The organism is Paenibacillus sp. 1-18, from assembly GCF_000520755.1.
GTDB lineage: Bacteria > Bacillota > Bacilli > Paenibacillales > Paenibacillaceae > Paenibacillus > Paenibacillus brasilensis.
Map to the genome: position 1 here is coordinate 1 of NZ_ASSB01000356.1, position 18,437 is coordinate 18,437.

The 18,437-nt window shown below is 45.7% G+C and carries 19 protein-coding genes; 15 read left to right on the top strand and 4 right to left on the bottom strand.

The features are described from left to right. Positions 1 to 928 (top strand): ISL3 family transposase (locus L693_RS0123700; RefSeq protein ID WP_025720535.1); only part of this gene is annotated, 928 nt, incomplete at its 5' end. Positions 929 to 1,136: 208 nt separating this feature from the next. Here L693_RS0123700 and L693_RS0123705 read toward each other — a convergent pair. Continuing rightward, a complete protein-coding gene (locus L693_RS0123705; protein ID WP_231503744.1) occupies positions 1,137 to 1,409 on the bottom strand; it encodes a hypothetical protein in 273 nt (90 codons plus the stop codon). A gap of 195 nt (positions 1,410 to 1,604) precedes the next feature. On the opposite strand from L693_RS0123705, the gene L693_RS0123710 reads away from it, so the two are divergent. From L693_RS0123710 to L693_RS0123765, 12 genes are all read left to right on the top strand, one after another. Beyond that, complete coding sequence (locus tag L693_RS0123710) at positions 1,605 to 2,486, top strand: putative sporulation protein YtxC (RefSeq protein WP_025720537.1); 882 nt, start codon at positions 1,605 to 1,607, stop codon at positions 2,484 to 2,486. 61 nt (positions 2,487 to 2,547) lie between these two features. Then, on the top strand, positions 2,548 to 3,123 hold the full coding sequence (locus L693_RS0123715; protein ID WP_025720539.1) for a 3D domain-containing protein: 576 nt from the start codon (positions 2,548 to 2,550) through the stop codon (positions 3,121 to 3,123). Between the two features lie 84 nt (positions 3,124 to 3,207). Next, positions 3,208 to 3,522, top strand: coding sequence for a hypothetical protein (locus L693_RS0123720; protein WP_025720541.1), 315 nt, complete (start codon positions 3,208 to 3,210; stop codon positions 3,520 to 3,522). A 195-nt stretch (positions 3,523 to 3,717) separates the two neighbouring features. After that, a complete protein-coding gene (locus L693_RS0123725) occupies positions 3,718 to 5,304 on the top strand; it encodes a S1C family serine protease (protein WP_025720543.1) in 1,587 nt (528 codons plus the stop codon). A gap of 147 nt (positions 5,305 to 5,451) precedes the next feature. Beyond that, the gene (locus L693_RS0123730; protein ID WP_025720545.1) at positions 5,452 to 6,141 is read left to right on the top strand and encodes a response regulator transcription factor; all 690 of its coding nucleotides are present in this window, start codon (positions 5,452 to 5,454) and stop codon (positions 6,139 to 6,141) included. A gap of 1 nt (position 6,142) precedes the next feature. Then, the gene (locus tag L693_RS0123735) at positions 6,143 to 7,621 is read left to right on the top strand and encodes a sensor histidine kinase (protein WP_025720547.1); all 1,479 of its coding nucleotides are present in this window, start codon (positions 6,143 to 6,145) and stop codon (positions 7,619 to 7,621) included. A 111-nt stretch (positions 7,622 to 7,732) separates the two neighbouring features. Then, positions 7,733 to 8,689 carry a 4-hydroxy-3-methylbut-2-enyl diphosphate reductase gene (locus L693_RS0123740; RefSeq protein ID WP_025720548.1) on the top strand — a complete coding sequence of 319 codons (957 nt, stop codon included), beginning with the start codon at positions 7,733 to 7,735 and terminating at the stop codon, positions 8,687 to 8,689. A 231-nt stretch (positions 8,690 to 8,920) separates the two neighbouring features. Continuing rightward, a complete protein-coding gene (gene aroF, locus L693_RS0123745; RefSeq protein WP_025720550.1) occupies positions 8,921 to 9,958 on the top strand; it encodes a 3-deoxy-7-phosphoheptulonate synthase in 1,038 nt (345 codons plus the stop codon). A gap of 270 nt (positions 9,959 to 10,228) precedes the next feature. Next, the gene (gene glnA, locus L693_RS0123750; protein WP_025720552.1) at positions 10,229 to 11,653 is read left to right on the top strand and encodes a type I glutamate--ammonia ligase; all 1,425 of its coding nucleotides are present in this window, start codon (positions 10,229 to 10,231) and stop codon (positions 11,651 to 11,653) included. A 266-nt stretch (positions 11,654 to 11,919) separates the two neighbouring features. Next, complete coding sequence (gene serC, locus L693_RS0123755) at positions 11,920 to 13,011, top strand: 3-phosphoserine/phosphohydroxythreonine transaminase (RefSeq protein WP_025720554.1); 1,092 nt, start codon at positions 11,920 to 11,922, stop codon at positions 13,009 to 13,011. A 206-nt stretch (positions 13,012 to 13,217) separates the two neighbouring features. Then, positions 13,218 to 13,682, top strand: coding sequence for a tRNA (uridine(34)/cytosine(34)/5-carboxymethylaminomethyluridine(34)-2'-O)-methyltransferase TrmL (gene trmL, locus L693_RS0123760; RefSeq protein ID WP_025720556.1), 465 nt, complete (start codon positions 13,218 to 13,220; stop codon positions 13,680 to 13,682). 363 nt (positions 13,683 to 14,045) lie between these two features. Further along, positions 14,046 to 14,294, top strand: coding sequence for an AbrB/MazE/SpoVT family DNA-binding domain-containing protein (locus L693_RS0123765; RefSeq protein ID WP_025720558.1), 249 nt, complete (start codon positions 14,046 to 14,048; stop codon positions 14,292 to 14,294). 86 nt (positions 14,295 to 14,380) lie between these two features. On the opposite strand, the gene L693_RS0123770 is transcribed toward L693_RS0123765, so the two are convergent. Continuing rightward, positions 14,381 to 15,448 (bottom strand): phosphodiester glycosidase family protein, encoded by a 1,068-nt coding sequence (locus tag L693_RS0123770; protein WP_025720560.1) that lies wholly within the window; start codon positions 15,446 to 15,448, stop codon positions 14,381 to 14,383. Continuing rightward, on the bottom strand, positions 15,445 to 15,852 hold the full coding sequence (locus L693_RS0123775; protein WP_025720562.1) for a hypothetical protein: 408 nt from the start codon (positions 15,850 to 15,852) through the stop codon (positions 15,445 to 15,447). Before L693_RS0123775 ends, L693_RS0123770 begins: the two co-directional genes overlap by 4 nt. A gap of 274 nt (positions 15,853 to 16,126) precedes the next feature. On the opposite strand from L693_RS0123775, the gene L693_RS0123780 reads away from it, so the two are divergent. After that, positions 16,127 to 16,780, top strand: a complete 654-nt coding sequence (locus L693_RS0123780) for a response regulator transcription factor (RefSeq protein ID WP_025720563.1) — start codon at positions 16,127 to 16,129, stop codon at positions 16,778 to 16,780. A 49-nt stretch (positions 16,781 to 16,829) separates the two neighbouring features. After that, positions 16,830 to 18,083, top strand: coding sequence for an aminotransferase-like domain-containing protein (locus L693_RS0123785; protein ID WP_025720565.1), 1,254 nt, complete (start codon positions 16,830 to 16,832; stop codon positions 18,081 to 18,083). A gap of 94 nt (positions 18,084 to 18,177) precedes the next feature. Here L693_RS0123785 and L693_RS0123790 read toward each other — a convergent pair. Next, positions 18,178 to 18,437, bottom strand: a 260-nt coding sequence (locus tag L693_RS0123790) for a DUF2161 family putative PD-(D/E)XK-type phosphodiesterase (protein WP_025720568.1), incomplete at its 5' end; no start/stop codon positions are given.

The window sequence follows — 18,437 nt, forward strand, 5'->3', positions numbered from 1 at the left end:
TCTTAAAGAAACGCATCGATTTGAAACTCCTAATTGGCTTGGGATTGACGAAATACACATTATTAAGCCAAGATGCGTTTTAACCAACATTGAGGAACGTACTTTGTTAGATGTTTTGCCCAATCGTAACAAGGAAACCGTTGTAGGCTACCTCTCACGCCTTCCAAATAGAGGACAAATACGATATGTCACAATGGATATGTGGCAACCGTATAAGGACGCCGTGAGGGCTATATTGCCAAAAGCTCTTATCATCGTCGATAAGTTTCACGTTGTCCGTTTGGCAAATCAAGCGTTAGAAACCATTCGTAGGCAGATCCTTGAAGGATTATCGCCAAAAGAACGCCGCAGGCTGATGCACGACCGTTTTATCCTCCTAAAACGGAATATAGAGCTTACAGAGATGGATAGGATTACGCTTGACCTTTGGACAAAAAATCATCCGTCTCTCGGCACTGCTTATGACTTAAAGGAATCATATTTGGATATTTGGGAATGTGATAGCAGACAGACGGCATTTCTTAAATACAACGAATGGAAAGCTAATATACCAACTGAACTGCAATCCGCTTTTGAACCACTTACAAAGGCTATGAAGAACTGGGAAGAAGAAATATTCGCTTATTTCGACCATCGCATTTCAGATGCTTATACGGAATCTCTAAATAGCCTTATTCGAGTCATTAATCGTTTAAGCAGGGGATACTCTTTTGAGGCCCTAAGAGCCAAGATACTCTTTACAGAGGGACTTAAAAAGCAACGGAAGCCTAAGTACCAGAGGCGGTTTGATAGCTACCATCTACGGGAGGAAAACTTCCCGATGTTTAATATGCCACCTATTGGAGTTGTTCGAGAGCCAGAAGAAATAATCTTCCTGGGAATCGATTTTCCCACCTTAATCGATAAATTGGAGAAGGGCGAATTATAAAACCTTTTCCACCATAAAATCCGAATACCCGAAAAAAATAAACAAATAGACATGCGAATGTGTGATATGCATGTTAAAAGGGGAGATTAAGCTACATAACTAGAGGTGAATTTGATGGGAAACAAGCACAATTGCTTTTTTAGCTTACAAATGACAGGAATGAAAGGTAGACGGATCTTAGGGATGCTTAGCAGCAGCACAAGTGCTATCAAAATGATAAAAGGGATGATTTGGCCGCAGCAACCACCAGATGAAGCAATGGGGAGGATTTACGAACAGCTGGTTTGGAGTGATGCTCCAGCCCGTGGGAGTCCGTTTCCAACGAGGAAGTGTCAGCATAAGGCATCAAAGAAGAGCCCGCAGTAAATTGCAGGGATTGAGTGGTGTCTTCCGCATGAAACGTCACAGGAAGGGACAAAATCTGAACGAGGCTCAATATGACGACCATACATGTACGTAGTATGTTCAGCATCGTTGACATCTTATCCCCTCCCTCTTGTGAAAAATTCATATCACTATAACCTTAACATAACCCACCCTAAATATTCAAACGTCTTGCGATTTTTGAAGCCGATTATTCCCATATAAATACGACCTCCTGTTTCCAGTCGTTCACTTCGTATAACCCTACAGAGGCCGCCATATACTGAAAGCAGTGATCGAAAGGAGTGAGCCAATGGAACTGTTTACAGTGTGGACCAATACAGATGGGGAACAGGAAGCCGATCGTTTCTATGAGGTAGTCAAAAGTAGAACCAAGGGACTACATATGTCACGGCGCGGATTTCGATTCACTTTCAGACAGCTGGAAAACAAAGTGGCATGGACCTGCAAGGGCACGGAGAGCAATTCCGAGTTTGAAAGCTTTCTCCCCTGTGTATACAGCATCATGTCTTCAGCGATAGCGGATTATATTATTCAAGTTAAAGAGTGGGAAATGCTTGATCAAATTCTCACTAAAGCCTGTTCGCTGTTGGAAAAAGAGGATACGACCCGAATTCGCAGCATGGTTCACTCCCTCTTAAACGATGATGGCCAAAGAGGGCGTTTAAAGCGCCACGGTAAACTGACCACTCTCCTGGAAAGGGATTTCAAGGAGCTTCGTGTAATGAATTTGGAAGGGCTTATTCAATTCAGGCTGCATGCTTATAAAAAAGAACTTGAAGAAATCGTCGACTTTGCCATGGAGGAATTTTGGGCAGACCGGCAATATGAAGAATTTATGGGGCTGCTCAAATACTTTGTGTTTTTTCAGGAAAGTAAAGTTCCGCTTGTGCATGTGCTTCATCAAGGCGGGCACGATTTTATCATTCTCGATAGCGCTATGGTCCCTTTACCAACTCCCGATACAGATGACATCGTAGTGGAGATGCCGGGAATTGAGCTGGAAATGGAGGTTGAGGATCGAATCGTGAGCACCCTTATTTCGATTTCTCCTGCTTCCATTATATTGCATACACATGATGAGCACACCCCCATTGTTCGAACGCTGCTGCATATTTTTGAAGATAAGGTAAAGCTGAGCAGACTTTATCCAGATCAGGATGTTCAAAAATAATAAAATGTTTGTATAATCCAACGGATTTCTGGAAAGCCTTTGCCTCAAGGGGAGGTTTTTTATGAGATCCATGTTGGTATGGAAACGGATTTTGGGCACTATCCTCATTGCAGGCTGTATGATCCTGCCTGGTAATGAAGTATACGGTCACAAAGAACCGGTCCAGCATAAGAAATGGCAATCAACACCTGTTTTAGCCCCGCCTGAAGGACAGGTCATTACGACTATGACGGTCACGGCAACAGGATATACAGCAGGCTATGAATCCACTGGCAAAAGGCCAAACCATCCCGGTTACGGTATTACGTATTCCGGTGTGAAAGTGCGTCGTGACAAAAACACATTGTCCACGATTGCGGCTGATCCCAAGACGTTTCCCTTGGGCAGCATTTTGTACATTCCAGGTTACGGCTACGGCATTGTGGCAGATACAGGATCAGCGATTAAGGGCAACAAAATTGACTTGTATTTTAAAACAACCCGGCAGGTATACTCCGAATGGGGTAAGAAAGACGTGAATGTTCAAATTATAAAAAAAGGAAGCGGAAAATGTACGGAAAAGATGATACGATCGCTCCAAAAGGCGATAGAAACGCATAAATCCATTCCGAGCTCAACACTGGATGCTTCCATTTAATCCTTGAATATTGTCCTGTCTGACTTCACATAATATGTTGCGGGATGAGCTTATCCCACAAAATTTATTGGGAGGTTAGAAATTATGCCAAATCAAAATCAAGGCGGAAGTTCTTTCACGAACAAAGGATTCAAAGCAAACGTTGGTAACCAGTTTAAAGCGGAATTTGCGCAAGACAATTCGGTAGGTGTTGTTTCTCAAAAGGTGAAGCAGTCTGAACAAAATAAAATTCAAGACAACTTCCAAACACCAAATGAGAAATATGATGAAGAATTTGCGACAGATCAAGGCGGTACAAGCGTAGTAGCGCAAAAAGTACAAAACTCCAGTCGTAGCAAAATTCAAAGCAATGCTCAAACACCGAACCAAAAGTTCGATGAAAACTTTAACACGAAATAAAACAGCATATATAATCGACAATGCCTCGGAACTTTCCGGGGCATTTCGTATGAAGTGAAAATGATTAAATACATATAGGACTAAGGTTTTATCTCCTTTTTAATTTTTTTTAAGGTGGAATTAAGGTTTAAAGTGCAAAATAAAGTCAGTTAAACAACACCACCTTGAAGCATAGGGTTTGGGAGGAGATATACAATGGACGAATTCAAAAATAATAATTCCGGACGCCGGAACGACAACGATCAGGTTGATGCCGATACAACAACTCGACAGAACGAATCAAATGGTTCCTCATATTATTATTCCTATGGTCCCTTTTCTTCAGTTCAATCGGACGGACAGCGCAAAGAAGGGCAGATGGTGGAGAACGACGTAGAGATTACACCACCACAGGCGGTAAGATCTTTTCCTCCCTCCTACCATCGAGCCGGACCTGAGCAACAGGATGGTTCAGGACGGAATAATGGCAACTGGCAATTCAAGCCGAATAAGCCCAAGTCGCAGATAAAAACGATTTTCCTGTCTTTTCTGGCCGGAATGCTGGTTATTACAGTATTGATGTATACAGCTGACAGAACCAATATGTTTACACCGGAGACGGCAATGACTTCAGCGGTAGCGGAAAGCGGAGAAACGACTAATTCAGGAACAACGAATTCTACTCCAAGTGCAGTTCCGGCTGTGATGCCTTCAGGTACTGCTGATGTTCAATCCGTGGTAGCCAAGGCAGGGCCGGCTGTTGTCAAAATCGAAACGCTTGCCAAGCAATCCAGTAGTGGTGGCAGACAAAGCAGCCCTTATTTCAATGACCCATTGTACCAATACTTCTTTGGGAATCAATATGGAGATGGCGATGGGAACAGCGGTAGCAGTAATGGAAACGAAGGTAGCAATAGCGGACAACTGACCCCGCTTGGTATTGGTTCCGGTTTTATTTTTGATAAATCAGGTTACGTTCTGACTAACAACCATGTTGTTGAAGGTGCAAACGTTGTTCAGGTTACAGTAGAGGGAACCAATAAGCCGTATGAGGCTAAAGTATTGGGCAAAAATGCAGACCTTGATTTGGCGGTACTTAAAATTGACGGTAAAAATAACTTCCCGACAGTAACGCTGGGTAACTCTGATAACGCTAAAGTTGGTGAGTGGATGGTAGCTATCGGCAATCCTGAAGGTTTTGAACATTCGGTAACAGCCGGGGTGCTGAGTGCGAAAGAACGTACAATCACCATTAATAGTGAATCGACTGGAAAACCAACCCAATACAAGCATCTCATTCAGACGGATGCGTCCATTAACCCAGGTAACTCTGGTGGACCGCTGTTGAATTTGCAAGGACAGGTTATTGGTATGAACGTAGCTGTGAGTGCAGACGCACAGGGAATTGGTTTTGCGATTCCGTCCAATACGATTTTGGAAGTTGTCGATAAGCTGAAAAATAATCAGCCGATCCCCAAAGAACCCGTACCTTTCATTGGTGCAAGTCTGTTAAATCTGAGCCCTGAAGTCGCCAAGGAATTGGGTACATCCCTAACCGAAGGTTCGGTTGTGCGCGATATTATTTACAAGTCGCCTGCTTATCAGGCGGATCTGCGTCCTTACGATGTGATTATCGGAGCCAATGGCACGCCTTATAGCACATCTCAAGAGCTGATTGAGTTCATCCAGAAACAAAAGGTAGGTACAGCACTGACACTTAACATCGAACGGGCCGGACAGAAAAAGGACATTCAGCTGAAAATAGGCAACAAAAATGACTTTAGCTCAACTCTTCAACAATAAGCTGATGACTTCTATATAGTGAAGCTGGAACTGGAAACGGAAGGAAGATTCCTTCCGTTTCTTGCTGTATGCGGCGGCAAGGTGCTACATGCGTCTACTCCTGCTACAATAGAGTGAAAAGAAGATGATAAAGGAGTTCGATCGTGTATGCGTTCTACCGTTCTGATTATTGATGACGATGAGAAAATTGTATCCATGCTGCGCAGAGGGTTGGCTTTTGAAGGCTATGAAGTGCTGACGGCCGCCAACGGAGCAGAAGGATTGAATAAAATGCTGACAGCTGAGCCTGATGTTGTCGTGCTGGATGTCATGATGCCGCAGGTGGATGGTTTTGAGGTATGCCGTCGCATGCGCGAGGGCGGAAGCACGGTACCCGTACTGATGCTTACAGCCAAGGACGAGGTGGAGAATCGGGTTAAGGGCTTGGATTTGGGAGCTGACGATTACCTCGTCAAGCCGTTTGCGCTTGAGGAACTGCTGGCACGGGTGAGAGCGCTTTTGCGGCGTAAAACCGAACAACAGGACAATAACGGAAACCGACTTACTTTCGAGGACCTGCAGCTGGATAACGAATCGCGTGAGGTGTTTCGTGGCAGTAAACGTTTGGAGCTGACAGCAAAAGAATTTGAACTGCTCCATTTGTTTATGCAAAACCCGAAACGTGTTCTGTCACGCGATTTGATCATGGACAAAATTTGGGGTTATGACTATAGCGGGGAATCGAATGTGCTGGAGGTGTATATTGCCATGCTGCGACAAAAAACGGAGCAGGATGGCGGCAAACGACTCATTCGCACCATTCGGGGAGCCGGCTATATTTTAAGAGGTGATATGTAATATGTCTATTCGGTGGCGGCTGACAGCTTGGTATTCGAGCATCTTGGCTATAGTGCTTGTCATTTTTGGTCTGGCTATTTACGGACTGGTTTGTTATTACACATACACTGAAGTGAAAAGCCAGCTTATGACTCAGACGCCACGGATTAACAAGCAGCTATCGCTATCGCTTACGATCAAAGGTGGATTGTTTGAAGTTCCCAATCTGGATTTGGGCTTAAAGCAGGGACGTGGAATTGATGACTCACAGCTATATGTACAAATTTATAATTACACGTCAGGAGTAACCAAAACGACTCAAAATATGAAAGACCTCAATATCACCTTTCCGGTGCCAGCTACAGTGGAAGGAGCAATTCAAAATGAAGGAATTCGACGTGTGAGCGTAAAAGGGGATTCCTTTATGATTTATCAGCAGCCAATCAAGGCCGCTGACCTGGTAGTTGGAATGCTACAGGTGGGGCAATTCACAGGCTCTCAGGACCGGCTCATGAACAGGCTGCAAAGTGTGCTTGTATACGGTTCGTTATTTGCCTTACTCGCCGCTGCCACCTCAGGCCTCTTTTTGGCACGCAAGTCCATGAAGCCGCTGGTCAAGGTGATTGAGGGGGCAAATCAGATTCAATCCAGTAACGATTTGAGTGTTCGTATTGAATATGACGGACCGGCAGATGAAATTGGGCAGCTCATTGGAACGGTTAATAATATGCTAGGGCGTACAGAGGCGTTTTACAAGGAGCTGGAGGATGCATACGGTGCACAGCGCCGTTTTGTGGCCGATGCTTCCCATGAGCTGCGTACACCGCTTACGACGATTCGCGGCAACGTTGATTTTTTGGTTAAAATGTGGACTACCGAGCCGGGAGAGCGACCGAATATGGATGAAGCGATGATTCGTGAGCTGTCTATGGAGGCGCTGAATGACATGGCCGATGAAGGCCAGCGGATGAGCCGTTTGGTAAGCGATATGCTGTCACTTGCCAGAGCAGATACGGGGAAAACATTCGATAAGAACCCCGTCGCACTGGAACCGCTTGTAAATGAGGTTGCACGTCGTGCTCAATTTCTGGAGCGAACAGCCGAATGGAATGTGGGCGACTTTTCGCTGCTGAATGGCATTTATATGGAAGGCAGCAAGGATTATTTGCAGCAGATGTTATTTATTTTTATTGATAATGCGTTTAAGTATACTCCTGAAGGCACTGTCCGATTTGATGCTATTGTTTATCAGGGGCAGGTGGGTCTGCGGATCAGTGACACAGGCATTGGGATGGACAAGAGTCAGGTTCCCTTTATTTTTGACCGCTTTTACCGGGCAGATGAGTCGCGCGGTGTGACGGAGGGAATCGGTTTGGGACTGTCCATTGCCAAGTGGATTATTGATGAGCACCATGGGTCAGTGGAAGTGGTTACACGCCAAGGAGAAGGAACGACATTTATCATCTGGCTTCCAGTCAGCTTTTCCGCGCCTTTGGAATAAGTTATAATAGGAAGGCAACGACATCATAGAATTGGCCGGTAGAGGCTTGGATGCCCACCGCTACCCCGTTATTGGAGCGGTATACTGTGTCGAAGAAAGCGGGTGCTATTTTTGGATGTACTCAGGATTTCACCCCGGGGTTACTGCTATGGCGTAGTTGATGCCATGGTATTGGCTCGTCAGGCTGCCAGAAACCTGGACTTACCCCGGCCTATTTATATATTGGGCATGATTGTGCATAACAGCCATGTCACCAATTCCTTTGAAGATGAAGGGATTATTACATTGGACGGCCCGAATCGTATGGAGATTTTAAGCCAGGTAGAGAAGGGTACCGTTATTTTTACCGCCCATGGCGTATCCCCTGAGGTTCGCAAGCTGGCGAGAGACAAAGGACTGACTACAGTTGACGCAACGTGTCCGGATGTGACGAAGACCCATGATTTGATTCGTGAGAAGTCATCGGAAGGATACCAGATTATTTATATCGGCAAAAAGGGGCACCCTGAACCGGAGGGAGCTATCGGAGTTGCGCCGGATCATGTCCATCTGATTGAAAAGGAAGAGGAAATTGACACGCTTACGCTGTCTGAGGGCAAAATCCTTATTACAAATCAGACAACCATGAGCCAATGGGACATCAAGCACATTATGAAGAAGCTGCTGGAGAAGTTCCCGGGTGCAGAGATACACAATGAAATCTGTCTGGCAACGCAAGTGCGTCAGGAGGCGGTAGCCGAGCAGGCTGGGCAGGCGGACCTGGTAATCGTTGTCGGTGATCCGCGCAGCAATAACTCCAACAGACTGGCCCAAGTGTCCGAGGAAATCGCAGGCACTACCGCATATCGGATTTCCGATGTAACAGAGCTAAAGAGGGAATGGCTGGAGGGCGTTACAAAGGTAGCGGTCACATCTGGAGCTTCCACACCTACGCTGATTACAAAAGAGGTCATAACGTATCTGGAGCAGTACGATCCGGCTAATCCCGATACATGGGAGATCCAGCGGACCATTGATATAAAAAAACTGTTGCCTCCTGTACGGGAAAAGTCAAAAACAACGAAATAACAGAGTTTGACCAAAGTCGCTATTCGAGGAATAATACCCGGATAGCCTTTTTTAATTGTTAAGGTAAAGATAACCTGGTAAAGATAAATGGAGAAATAATTAAGTATTGACGAGTAAAGTCAAAACAGGTATAGTTACTTTAACGAATAAAAGCTTAAAAGCGAACAAGCGTTTAAGTGTCATAATATCATAAGTGATTAATAAAATAAGTTTATAAAGGGGAAGAAAAATATGATCGTTATCGCCGGTGTTCAAACACCTGAAGAACATATCCATGCCATTGTTGAGACTATCGAAAAGGAAGGCTTGCAAGCCCATGTTTCACGCGGATCGGATCGCACGATTATCGGATTGATCGGCAGCGTAGAGCCCAAGCTGGCTGAACACCTGCGCCAAATGAAGGGCGTAGAAAATGTAGTCAAAATATCGAAGTCCTACAAATTGGCGAGCCGTGATTTCCATCCCGAAAATACGGTCATTTCCATTAACGGTGTAAATATCGGCGGGGGCGAGCTTGTGATTATGGGTGGCCCATGTGCTGTTGAGTCTGCTACGCAGATTGACGAGATTGCCGCATTGGTTAAAGCTGCGGGTGCACAAGTCCTTCGTGGAGGTGCTTTTAAGCCGCGTACGGGGCCTTACAGCTTCCAGGGTACTGGTGTAGAAGGTTTGATCATGATGGCCGAAGCGGGCAAAAAACATGATCTTCTGACCATCACAGAGGTCATGACACCAGAATACGTGGACATCTGTGCTGAATATGCGGATATTCTGCAAGTAGGTACACGCAACATGCAAAACTTCGATTTGCTGCGTAAGCTGGGGACCTGTGGAAAGCCAGTGCTGCTTAAACGCGGTTTCAGCTCCACTTATGACGAGTTTCTGAATGCTGCCGAGTACATCTTGGCAGGCGGTAACCCAAATGTTATGCTGTGTGAGCGCGGTATTCGCACATTCGAAACCTACACCAGAAATACGCTGGATTTGTCCGCAATTCCTGTTTTGCAACAGTTGAGCCATTTGCCGGTTATTTCCGATCCAAGCCATGGCACAGGACGTCGTGAGCTGGTTGTTCCTATGACGAAAGCTTCGGTGGCTGCTGGTGCTGACGGATTGATTATTGAGATGCATACAGATCCCGACAACTCGATGACAGGCGACGGCGTGCAATCCCTGTTCCCTGATCAATTTGCGGATTTGCTGAAAGATTTGGAATTGCTGGCTCCTGCAGTAGGCAAAACATTCCATACCCCTAGTACTGTTTCCTAAAACGAATACTTAACATCATTGCATAAAAGTTTTGCCGCATTGCAGTAACAAGATTAAAATCGCTTAAAAGCCCGATGTTTCGGGCTTTTTGTGCTATTTAAATGTTATCAAGGGCGTAAGAATATCTAACATTAGTTTAAAAAATACCTTACATAGCTATTGACCCGTGTCATGTTTGAGATTTATAATGACGACAGAAAAAACATTCGATCATGAACATTTCAGGGTTGTATAAGACTTAATGTTCGGAAAAATTGGGAGGAAGAAGACATGTCCGTTGAAAACGTATTGAAAACAATTCAGGAAAATAATATTGAGTGGGTAGATTTTCGTTTTGTAGATTTGTCTGGTCGTGCTCACCATATTTCATTGCCAGCTTCCGAAGTAGATGCAGAAACATTTGTTAACGGTGTTGCTTTCGACGGTTCTTCCATTCCTGGCTATCGTGGCATCGAGGAATCCGACATGGTTATGCTGCCCGATCCAGAAGCGGTTTTTATCGACCCTTTCACTCAGCATCCTACACTGAATATTCTGTGTGACATTGCTACGCCAGATGGCGAAAAATACGACCGCGACCCTCGTGGTATTGCCAAAAAGGCAGAGGAATTTTTGAAATCGGCAGGAGTGGGCACAGCAGCATTTTTTGCACCTGAGTCCGAGTTTTTCATCTTTGATGATGTTCGCTACGAAAGCGGCATGAACAGCTCTTCCTTCTTCGTAGATTCCGAGGAAGCAGCTTGGAACACAAACCGTAAGGAAGAAGGCGGCAACCTGGGCTTTAAAGTGGGAGTGAAGGGCGGATATGTACCTGTAGCGCCAGTAGACACCCAACAAGACATTCGTAGTGAAATGTGCCGTCTGATTGAAGAAGCAGGTCTGAGAATTGAGCGCCATCACCATGAGGTAGCTACAGCAGGCCAAGCGGAAATCAACTTCCGTTTTGATACACTGAAGAAAACAGCAGATAACCTGCTCGTTTATAAATACATTGTACACAACACAGCTCGTCAATATGGTAAAGTGGCAACATTCATGCCGAAACCACTCTTCGGAGACAACGGAAGCGGTATGCACGTTCACCAATCCATTTTCGATGGGGACACTCCTTTGTTCTACGAAAAAGGTGCTTATGCTAACCTGAGCGAAATGGCTCTTCATTACATTGGCGGTATTCTGTACCATGCACCTGCGTTGATCGCTTTGACAAATCCAAGCACTAACTCGTTCAAACGTCTCGTTCCAGGCTACGAAGCACCGGTTAACCTGGTATTCTCCAAAGGTAACCGTTCTGCGGCTGTACGTATTCCAGTAGCTGCTGTTACGCCAAAAGGCTGTCGGATCGAGTTCCGTACGCCGGATTCCACAGCCAACCCTTATCTGGCCTTCTCGGCTATGCTGATGGCGGGTCTGGATGGCATCAAGCGTAAACTGAACCCAATCGAACTGGGCTATGGTCCGCTTGACACGAACATCTATGAGCTGTCTGACGCTGAGAAAGGTAAAATCCGCAGTGTACCAGCTTCACTGGATGAGGCTCTTGACGCTCTGGAAGCTGACTACGAATTCTTGACTGAGGGCGGCGTATTCACGAAGGACTTTATTGATAACTATGTAGAGTTCAAACGTTCTGAAGCTAAATCGGTGAACATCCGTGTTCATCCGCACGAATACAGCCTGTATTTCGACTGCTAATATATCGGCAGTCCAGCAATCTTGAAGAACAAACATTAGCCTACGGATAAAAGCTGTTGTTCAAGATAGGTCTCCGGTCTTATAGCCGGGGACCTTTTAACATTAAAATGAATATCACAAAGTGGAGATGTCAAATATGATAACATTCACAGCTCTGTCACATCATGAATGAATTCAAAAACATTTTTATACAAGTCTTGAATGCATTTATGAATACTGCTATCATAGCGATAATATCCACACCAGAGTAGAGAAGGGATGGGAAATTGTTGAGTAAGAGAGCCTACAATTTTAATGCAGGACCAGCGGCATTGCCGCTTAAAGTGCTGGAACGCGTACAAGCTGAATTCGTGGATTTTCAGGGGACAGGGATGTCTATCATGGAAATGTCTCACCGTGGAGCCGTGTATGAATCTGTTCATAATGAGGCTCAGGAACGTCTGTTATCTCTGCTGGGCAATCCGAAGGGCTACAAGGTGCTGTTCCTGCAAGGGGGCGCCAGTACGCAATTTGCAATGCTGCCCTTGAATTTTCTGAGCGAAGGACAGGTCGGAAGCTATGTAATGACAGGTAGCTGGTCCGATAAGGCATACAAAGAGGCCAAGCTGCTGGGCAAGACTCATATTGCTGCCTCCTCCGCTGATGAGAAATACATGCGTCTTCCGAATGTGGAAGCTTTGGACTTGCCTGATCATACCGCTTATGTACATATGACGTCCAACGAGACGATTGAAGGTACACAGTTCAAGCAATTTCCAGATACGGGTTCCGTACCGTTGATTGTCGATATGTCCAGTGATATTTTTTGCAAGCCGTTTGATGCTACTCAATTTGGGTTGATCTACGCAGGCGCACAAAAAAACCTCGGACCTTCCGGTGTAACGGTCGTAATTGCCCGTGAAGAGCTGTTGACATCCTCACCGTCCAACATTCCTACGATGCTTCGTTACAGTACGTATGAAAAAAATAACTCTCTCTACAATACACCACCATCCTTTGCCATCTACATGGTGAATGAAGTGCTGAAATGGATTCAGGAGGAAGGTGGCCTGGAAGGCATTGAGCGTGTGAACCAACAGAAAGCTGCTTTGCTCTACGATCGTATTGACAGCAGCGAAGGCTTCTATCGTGGCTGTGTAGACAGCAAAGATCGCTCTATAATGAATGTAACCTTCCGTCTCGCAAATGAGGATCTGGAAAAACAATTTATTAAGGAATCCGAGCAGGCCGGGTTTATCGGATTGAAGGGACATCGCAGTGTAGGGGGGCTTCGCGCCTCGATCTATAATGCTGTTCCATTGGAGAACTGTCAGGCCTTGGCGGAGTTTATGGATAGCTTCAAGCAACGTAACCGTTGATTTTACGGATATATTTCGATACACGCTATTTGAAATCGAAAAAGTAAAAGTAAAGCCTTCCCTGAACGTGTATAGGGGAAGGCTTTTAGTAGTGTGGGGGATTTGTTAAAATGTTAAAATGTATATGTATGTTTTCAGTATATACATTTGGGTTTAGCTGTAGATTATTTGTTAGGACCATTTAATGATGAAGGGAACGAAACGCAATGCCATTACATATTGTGCTTGTCGAGCCGGAAATTCCGGCTAACACAGGGAATATCGCCAGAACGTGTGCTGCAACTGGAACACATCTGCATCTGGTAAAGCCGCTGGGCTTCCGTACCGACGATGCCACGTTAAAGCGGGCCGGACTTGATTATTGGTATGCTGTCCACATTGAATACCATGAGTCTTTTGCTGAGGTACAGGAGAAGTATCAGGAGGGTCGCTTTTTTTATGCGACGACAAAAGCAAACCAGCGTTACAGCGATATTTCTTTCCGTGATGGAGACTTTCTGGTATTTGGTAAAGAAACGAAGGGATTGCCTCCTGAGCTGTTAGCAGCGAATCCGGATACATGCATTAAAATGCCAATGTCAGATAAAGTAAGATCTCTAAACTTGTCGAATTCCGCTGCGATTATCGTCTATGAGGCGTTGAGACAGATGGATTTTCCAGGTTTATCATGAATAAAACCAATTGAATCACGAAGAAAGTACTAGGACCTTGGTTGCTGATAAGAGTTGAGCAATATTTACTAAATTGAATTTAACTGAGGGCTTGACGTTAGATTATATCGTCTTAATTTGCAAAATTCTCTAATATAGCTAATGATAATTGGCTTGCCGGTCGATAAAATATTATAGACATTCTGTGCCATACTTTGATATGGTTCATGATTTTTTGAAAAAATGTAATAAAATTTCCTGCGATCAGCAGGATTCGACAAAAAGACAGCGAATACTACATAAAGAATAGTGTCTTTGTACCTAGTTTTTCGCAGGGAAAGTAAACTGGAAGTTATTACTGAATAGGAGAGGTGTACGCTTACGATGAAACCTGCCGGTGTAGTGCGTAAAGTTGATCAACTGGGGAGAATAGTCCTGCCTAAATCACTGCGCAAAAGATATCAAATGAACGAGGGAGATCCTGTCGAAATTCTGGTTCAGGGTGACCATATTATTTTGGAGCGTTATCGTCCGAAATGTGTATTCTGCGGTTCAATAGAACAAGTGAACGATTTTAAAGACCGTTATATTTGTGCTCAATGTCTGACAGAAATGACACAGTACTCCTCCTAATGAGGCAAAAGCATCACGACATTCGTTCGTGATGCTTTTTTTCTAATGGAGCCGTACTTCCGGCAAGGCATATTCAATTTGGTTTATTATTTATAGAATAAAAAATGAGTAGGAACCGGACGCAGTTGACCATCTGATGGCTTGTTAACAATTCGACCGTTTAATATGAGCGATGAGGAGCCGCCTCCGTCCAAATTATAAGCATCCTGAACACCCAGATTGTACATTTTCCCTTGAAGTTCCTCGAGCGTTGCACCTGAACCCCCGCTTTCATTGTAGCCGTCTACGACGATAATGAGCAGTTGATCGTCTTTGTAGTTGCCGATGACCGTCCGCGGAGCCCGCAGAGGCGAGATTTTCCACTTCTCAGGAATAGGTATCTCCTGTCCCTTTTGGAGCAGAATGGGAACGAAGGTAGCCCCAAAGGCAGGCTTTAAGCTATCCAGAGCGCTTTGATTGTAAAATTTGCCCCCGATAAGTTTGCCATTGCTGCTTAGTCCGACGAATGACAAATCCTTGTAACTGGATTGAAAGCCGGTAAGATAGTGGCCGTTCAGGACGGTAGTACTTAATGGGTAGCGTTTGCCGTCCCCATCCGCAAAGCCGCCTGCATTGATGCCAGCGACAGCTCCATGTCTCAAGACAGCACGCATCGTTGTTTCAGAGCCGCCCAATTTGTCGCTTCCTAGTGACATTTTCATTGCGGTAGGATCTTTTAACTTAACCTTCATGGCGTACCCGTGATAGACACCCGGGTTCACCTTGAACAATTCAATGGTAATCCGTTTGCTGTCTACACGCTCATAGGGAACCCCCAGCTTGGCGGTAATGCGTCGATCATAGATGATCGCGGGACGCTTGGACTGGGTAGAGGTGGTTTGGACAAGCTGATTCATCGTTTGAGTCGTTCGCTTATACAACTCGGATGTCCGGCGAATCGTGGACAAGGTGTATGTTGCCGTTTGTTTGGCTTCATCAAGCTGCTTGCCTGCGACTTGCGTTTGTACAATCAATTCGGCTTTTTGCAGCCTCGGAGCAGTGGACCCTGGAAAGCTTAGGGGAGGATGCACTAACAAAATACACCCTAATAAGCCGATAAAAGGAGCAAGGGCTAACATAAAGAACCGATTCACTTGTTTTGCATCTATATTCATTTTAGCAAGTCCATTTTTTTCTGAAGTATATTAATCTGCTGCTTGACTTCGTTTAATTGGGTATAAAGCTTATTGCTGTTATCGGTTTTGTTATTGGCATTGTCTTTGGTAAAGGTCAGCAGTTCATTGAAGGACTGTACTTTGCTTTGCAAGCCGATAACTTCCTTGGAAAGTGTGGTTAGCTGCTTTTCATAGTCGGATTTGAGCGCTTGAATCTGTTGGTCTGTATGGGTTTGCATCTCGTTTAGCATCTGCTGCTTCAAGTGATTGCTATACAGATAGGTTGCGAGAGCACCTAGTATGATAAGAATAAACCAAAACAGCAGAAAAGCCTTTACGGGCAACCCCTTTCTTGAATTGCTCCGCCGTGCTTCGGCAAGAGGGTGTTCAGGTGAAACTTGCATATGATTTTCAACTCCCGTGTAAAATCAAATTTCCAATCTTTATTTTGCAGTTCCAATTCTATCATGGGCTTATTTATTTCGCAAAAGCGAAGTAAGAGTATAAGAATATTTGGAAAAAGAGATTGCATCGGAAGGAAGTCCTAGGATACAATTTCATTAAATCGTTTTCACTTCCTATACGTACACATTCGCGCAATTTCTACATATGCAATCCCTAATTTTAGATTCATTTTAGCTAACTATGTATTTTTTTGTAAACTCAGGAGGTTAAGACATGAGAAAAGTTTGGCAGGTGGTCATTATAGATATCCATCCTACAAGTATGCTGGGAACCAAGCTTATTTTGGAAGATCAGCAGGATTTACTTGTCAGAGGGATGTCCTCCTCCGGAACGGAAGGCCTTGAACTGGCTTGTTCCATTCAGCCGGAGATCATTTTAATGGATTACAGGTTGCCAGAGGGAACCGCGGAACCGTTTTTGACTCAAATGCGGGCCTTGTCTCCAGACAGCCATATTGTTATTATGACGGATGAGGATAATATTACGTTGTTTCAGCAATTAATTTCGCTAGGAGCGAATGGAATGCTATCCAAACAGGCGTCACCCAACCAGCTTATCCATCTGATCAACGGTTTACGCGAAGGATTTGCTTCTTTACCGATGGACTGGATTCGTTGCGGGAACTGGCCGTTTATGCCAGTAGCCTCTGAGCCTTTTGATGAATTGACAAAAACCGAAGTTTTCATTATGGAACGTATTGTACAAGGCATTACATATGACAAAATTGCTATCGAGATCGAAGTAAGTCGACGCTCCATTGATAATTATCTACGTAAAATTTATGCCAAATTAGGCGTGTCCAGCCGGGCGCAGGCAATTGAACGTTATGCCTTATATGCACGTCAGATAAAGCAGCTGTATGCCTGACGCGTCAGCCCGGAGGCAATGACCTATTTTCAGGAGAAGGAGGATGTTCATGCAATATTCCTTTGCTTCACGAACGGCTGCAATGTTGGCTTCTCCAGTGCGTCATATCCGGGAAAATGCGAGAAGACACTCCTTTATATCTCTGGCTGAAGAATTGCCTGCACAAGAACTGTTTCCAGTGAAGCTGCTGGAAGAAGCAGCTCATGATGTGTTTGGTTCCGGCCCTGATGCCCTCCAGTACGGTGAACCGGAGGGCTATTTTCCTTTGCGGGCATGGCTTGCGGGAGAGTGGGAGCAGCGAAAAGGAATCAGGGTACCCCCGGGGCAAATCCTCCTCACAACAGGCAGTCAGCAGGCCATTGACCTGATCGTAAGGCTGATGGTGGATGAGCGTGATCCGGTGTTGGTCGAAAATCCGACCTCCCCCGGGTGTTTGCAGGTGCTATCTATGCAGGGGGCGCAGGTTGTGCCTGTTGAATCAGATGAGGAAGGTGTAATCCCCGACAAGCTTGAAGCTTTAATGATTCGCTATCGCCCCAAGCTTTTTTTTGCCACGCCGACGTTTACGAATCCGACCGGCTTCTTGTGGAGCGCAGCAAGACGGCAGGAAATTTTGGATCTGTGCAGGCACCACCAGGTGCTGATAGTAGAGGACGATTCTTATGGTGAATTGCATCTTAAGCAAAAAGACGCCGCCCCTGACAAGAGTCCACATGGACAGAGTCGGAAATTTGCAGAGGCATATCCTTCGCTGTTTGCATTGGATCATGCAGGTCAGGGCGGTCAAGTGCTTTATATTGGCTCCTTCAATAAAACGGTCGCTCCCGGGCTGAGAACTGGCTGGGCGGCTGGTCCTGCACCGCTGATTGAAGGGATGTATGCCTTGAAGCAGCTGGCCGATATGCAGTCCAGTACAATGAACCAGCGGCTGCTGTTCCAGCTGTTGACCCGTTCGCGTTTCCAATGGCACGAGCACTTGGCGATGCTGAACAAGGAATACTCAACACGGCTTCAGCTCATATTGGAGTTGCTCAAGCGTCCGTTTTGGAAGGACGTGACGTATCACATTCCGTCAGGCGGGATGTATGTATGGGTGCGGTTGCCAGATGGGCTGGACAGCGCATTGCTGTTAAAAGCGGCGTTGCCCAAGGGCGTAGCCTTTATGCCGGGGGCGCTGTGTGCAGTTGGCAGCGAGGGCGCGTCCCATATTCGCCTTAATTTTAGCCATCCGGGCCGCGAGCAGCTGCTTATGGGCATGAATCTGATCGGTGAGACGATCAGTGAATTTACCGCCCGAAGCTAGCAAGCGTAGAGGAGGCGGGGAATCTATCTGTGCCAACAGCAAATTACTGCTGAATGACACAGATAGGGCGTACTGACAACCTATCGCCCTGATTTTAGTCATCCTCCACATCCTCAGCAGCGGCGGAGGAGTAAGGGACTGGCGTTTCTGCGATTTGATGCAGCGCGTCGCCTTCGTCAGGCTTTATGGTCTTTGCTGCAGCCGCTTCATTGCCCTGCTCTTGCAGCACCGCTGCATACTCGCTCAGGGCCGCTTCGCCAAACGGGGTCAGCTTATAGCGGCCACGGGCTACGCGCTCAAACCAGCCGTAGTAGTTGTGCTGCAGGACGGCAGCCGCCCCGCTGACGGCCGCCG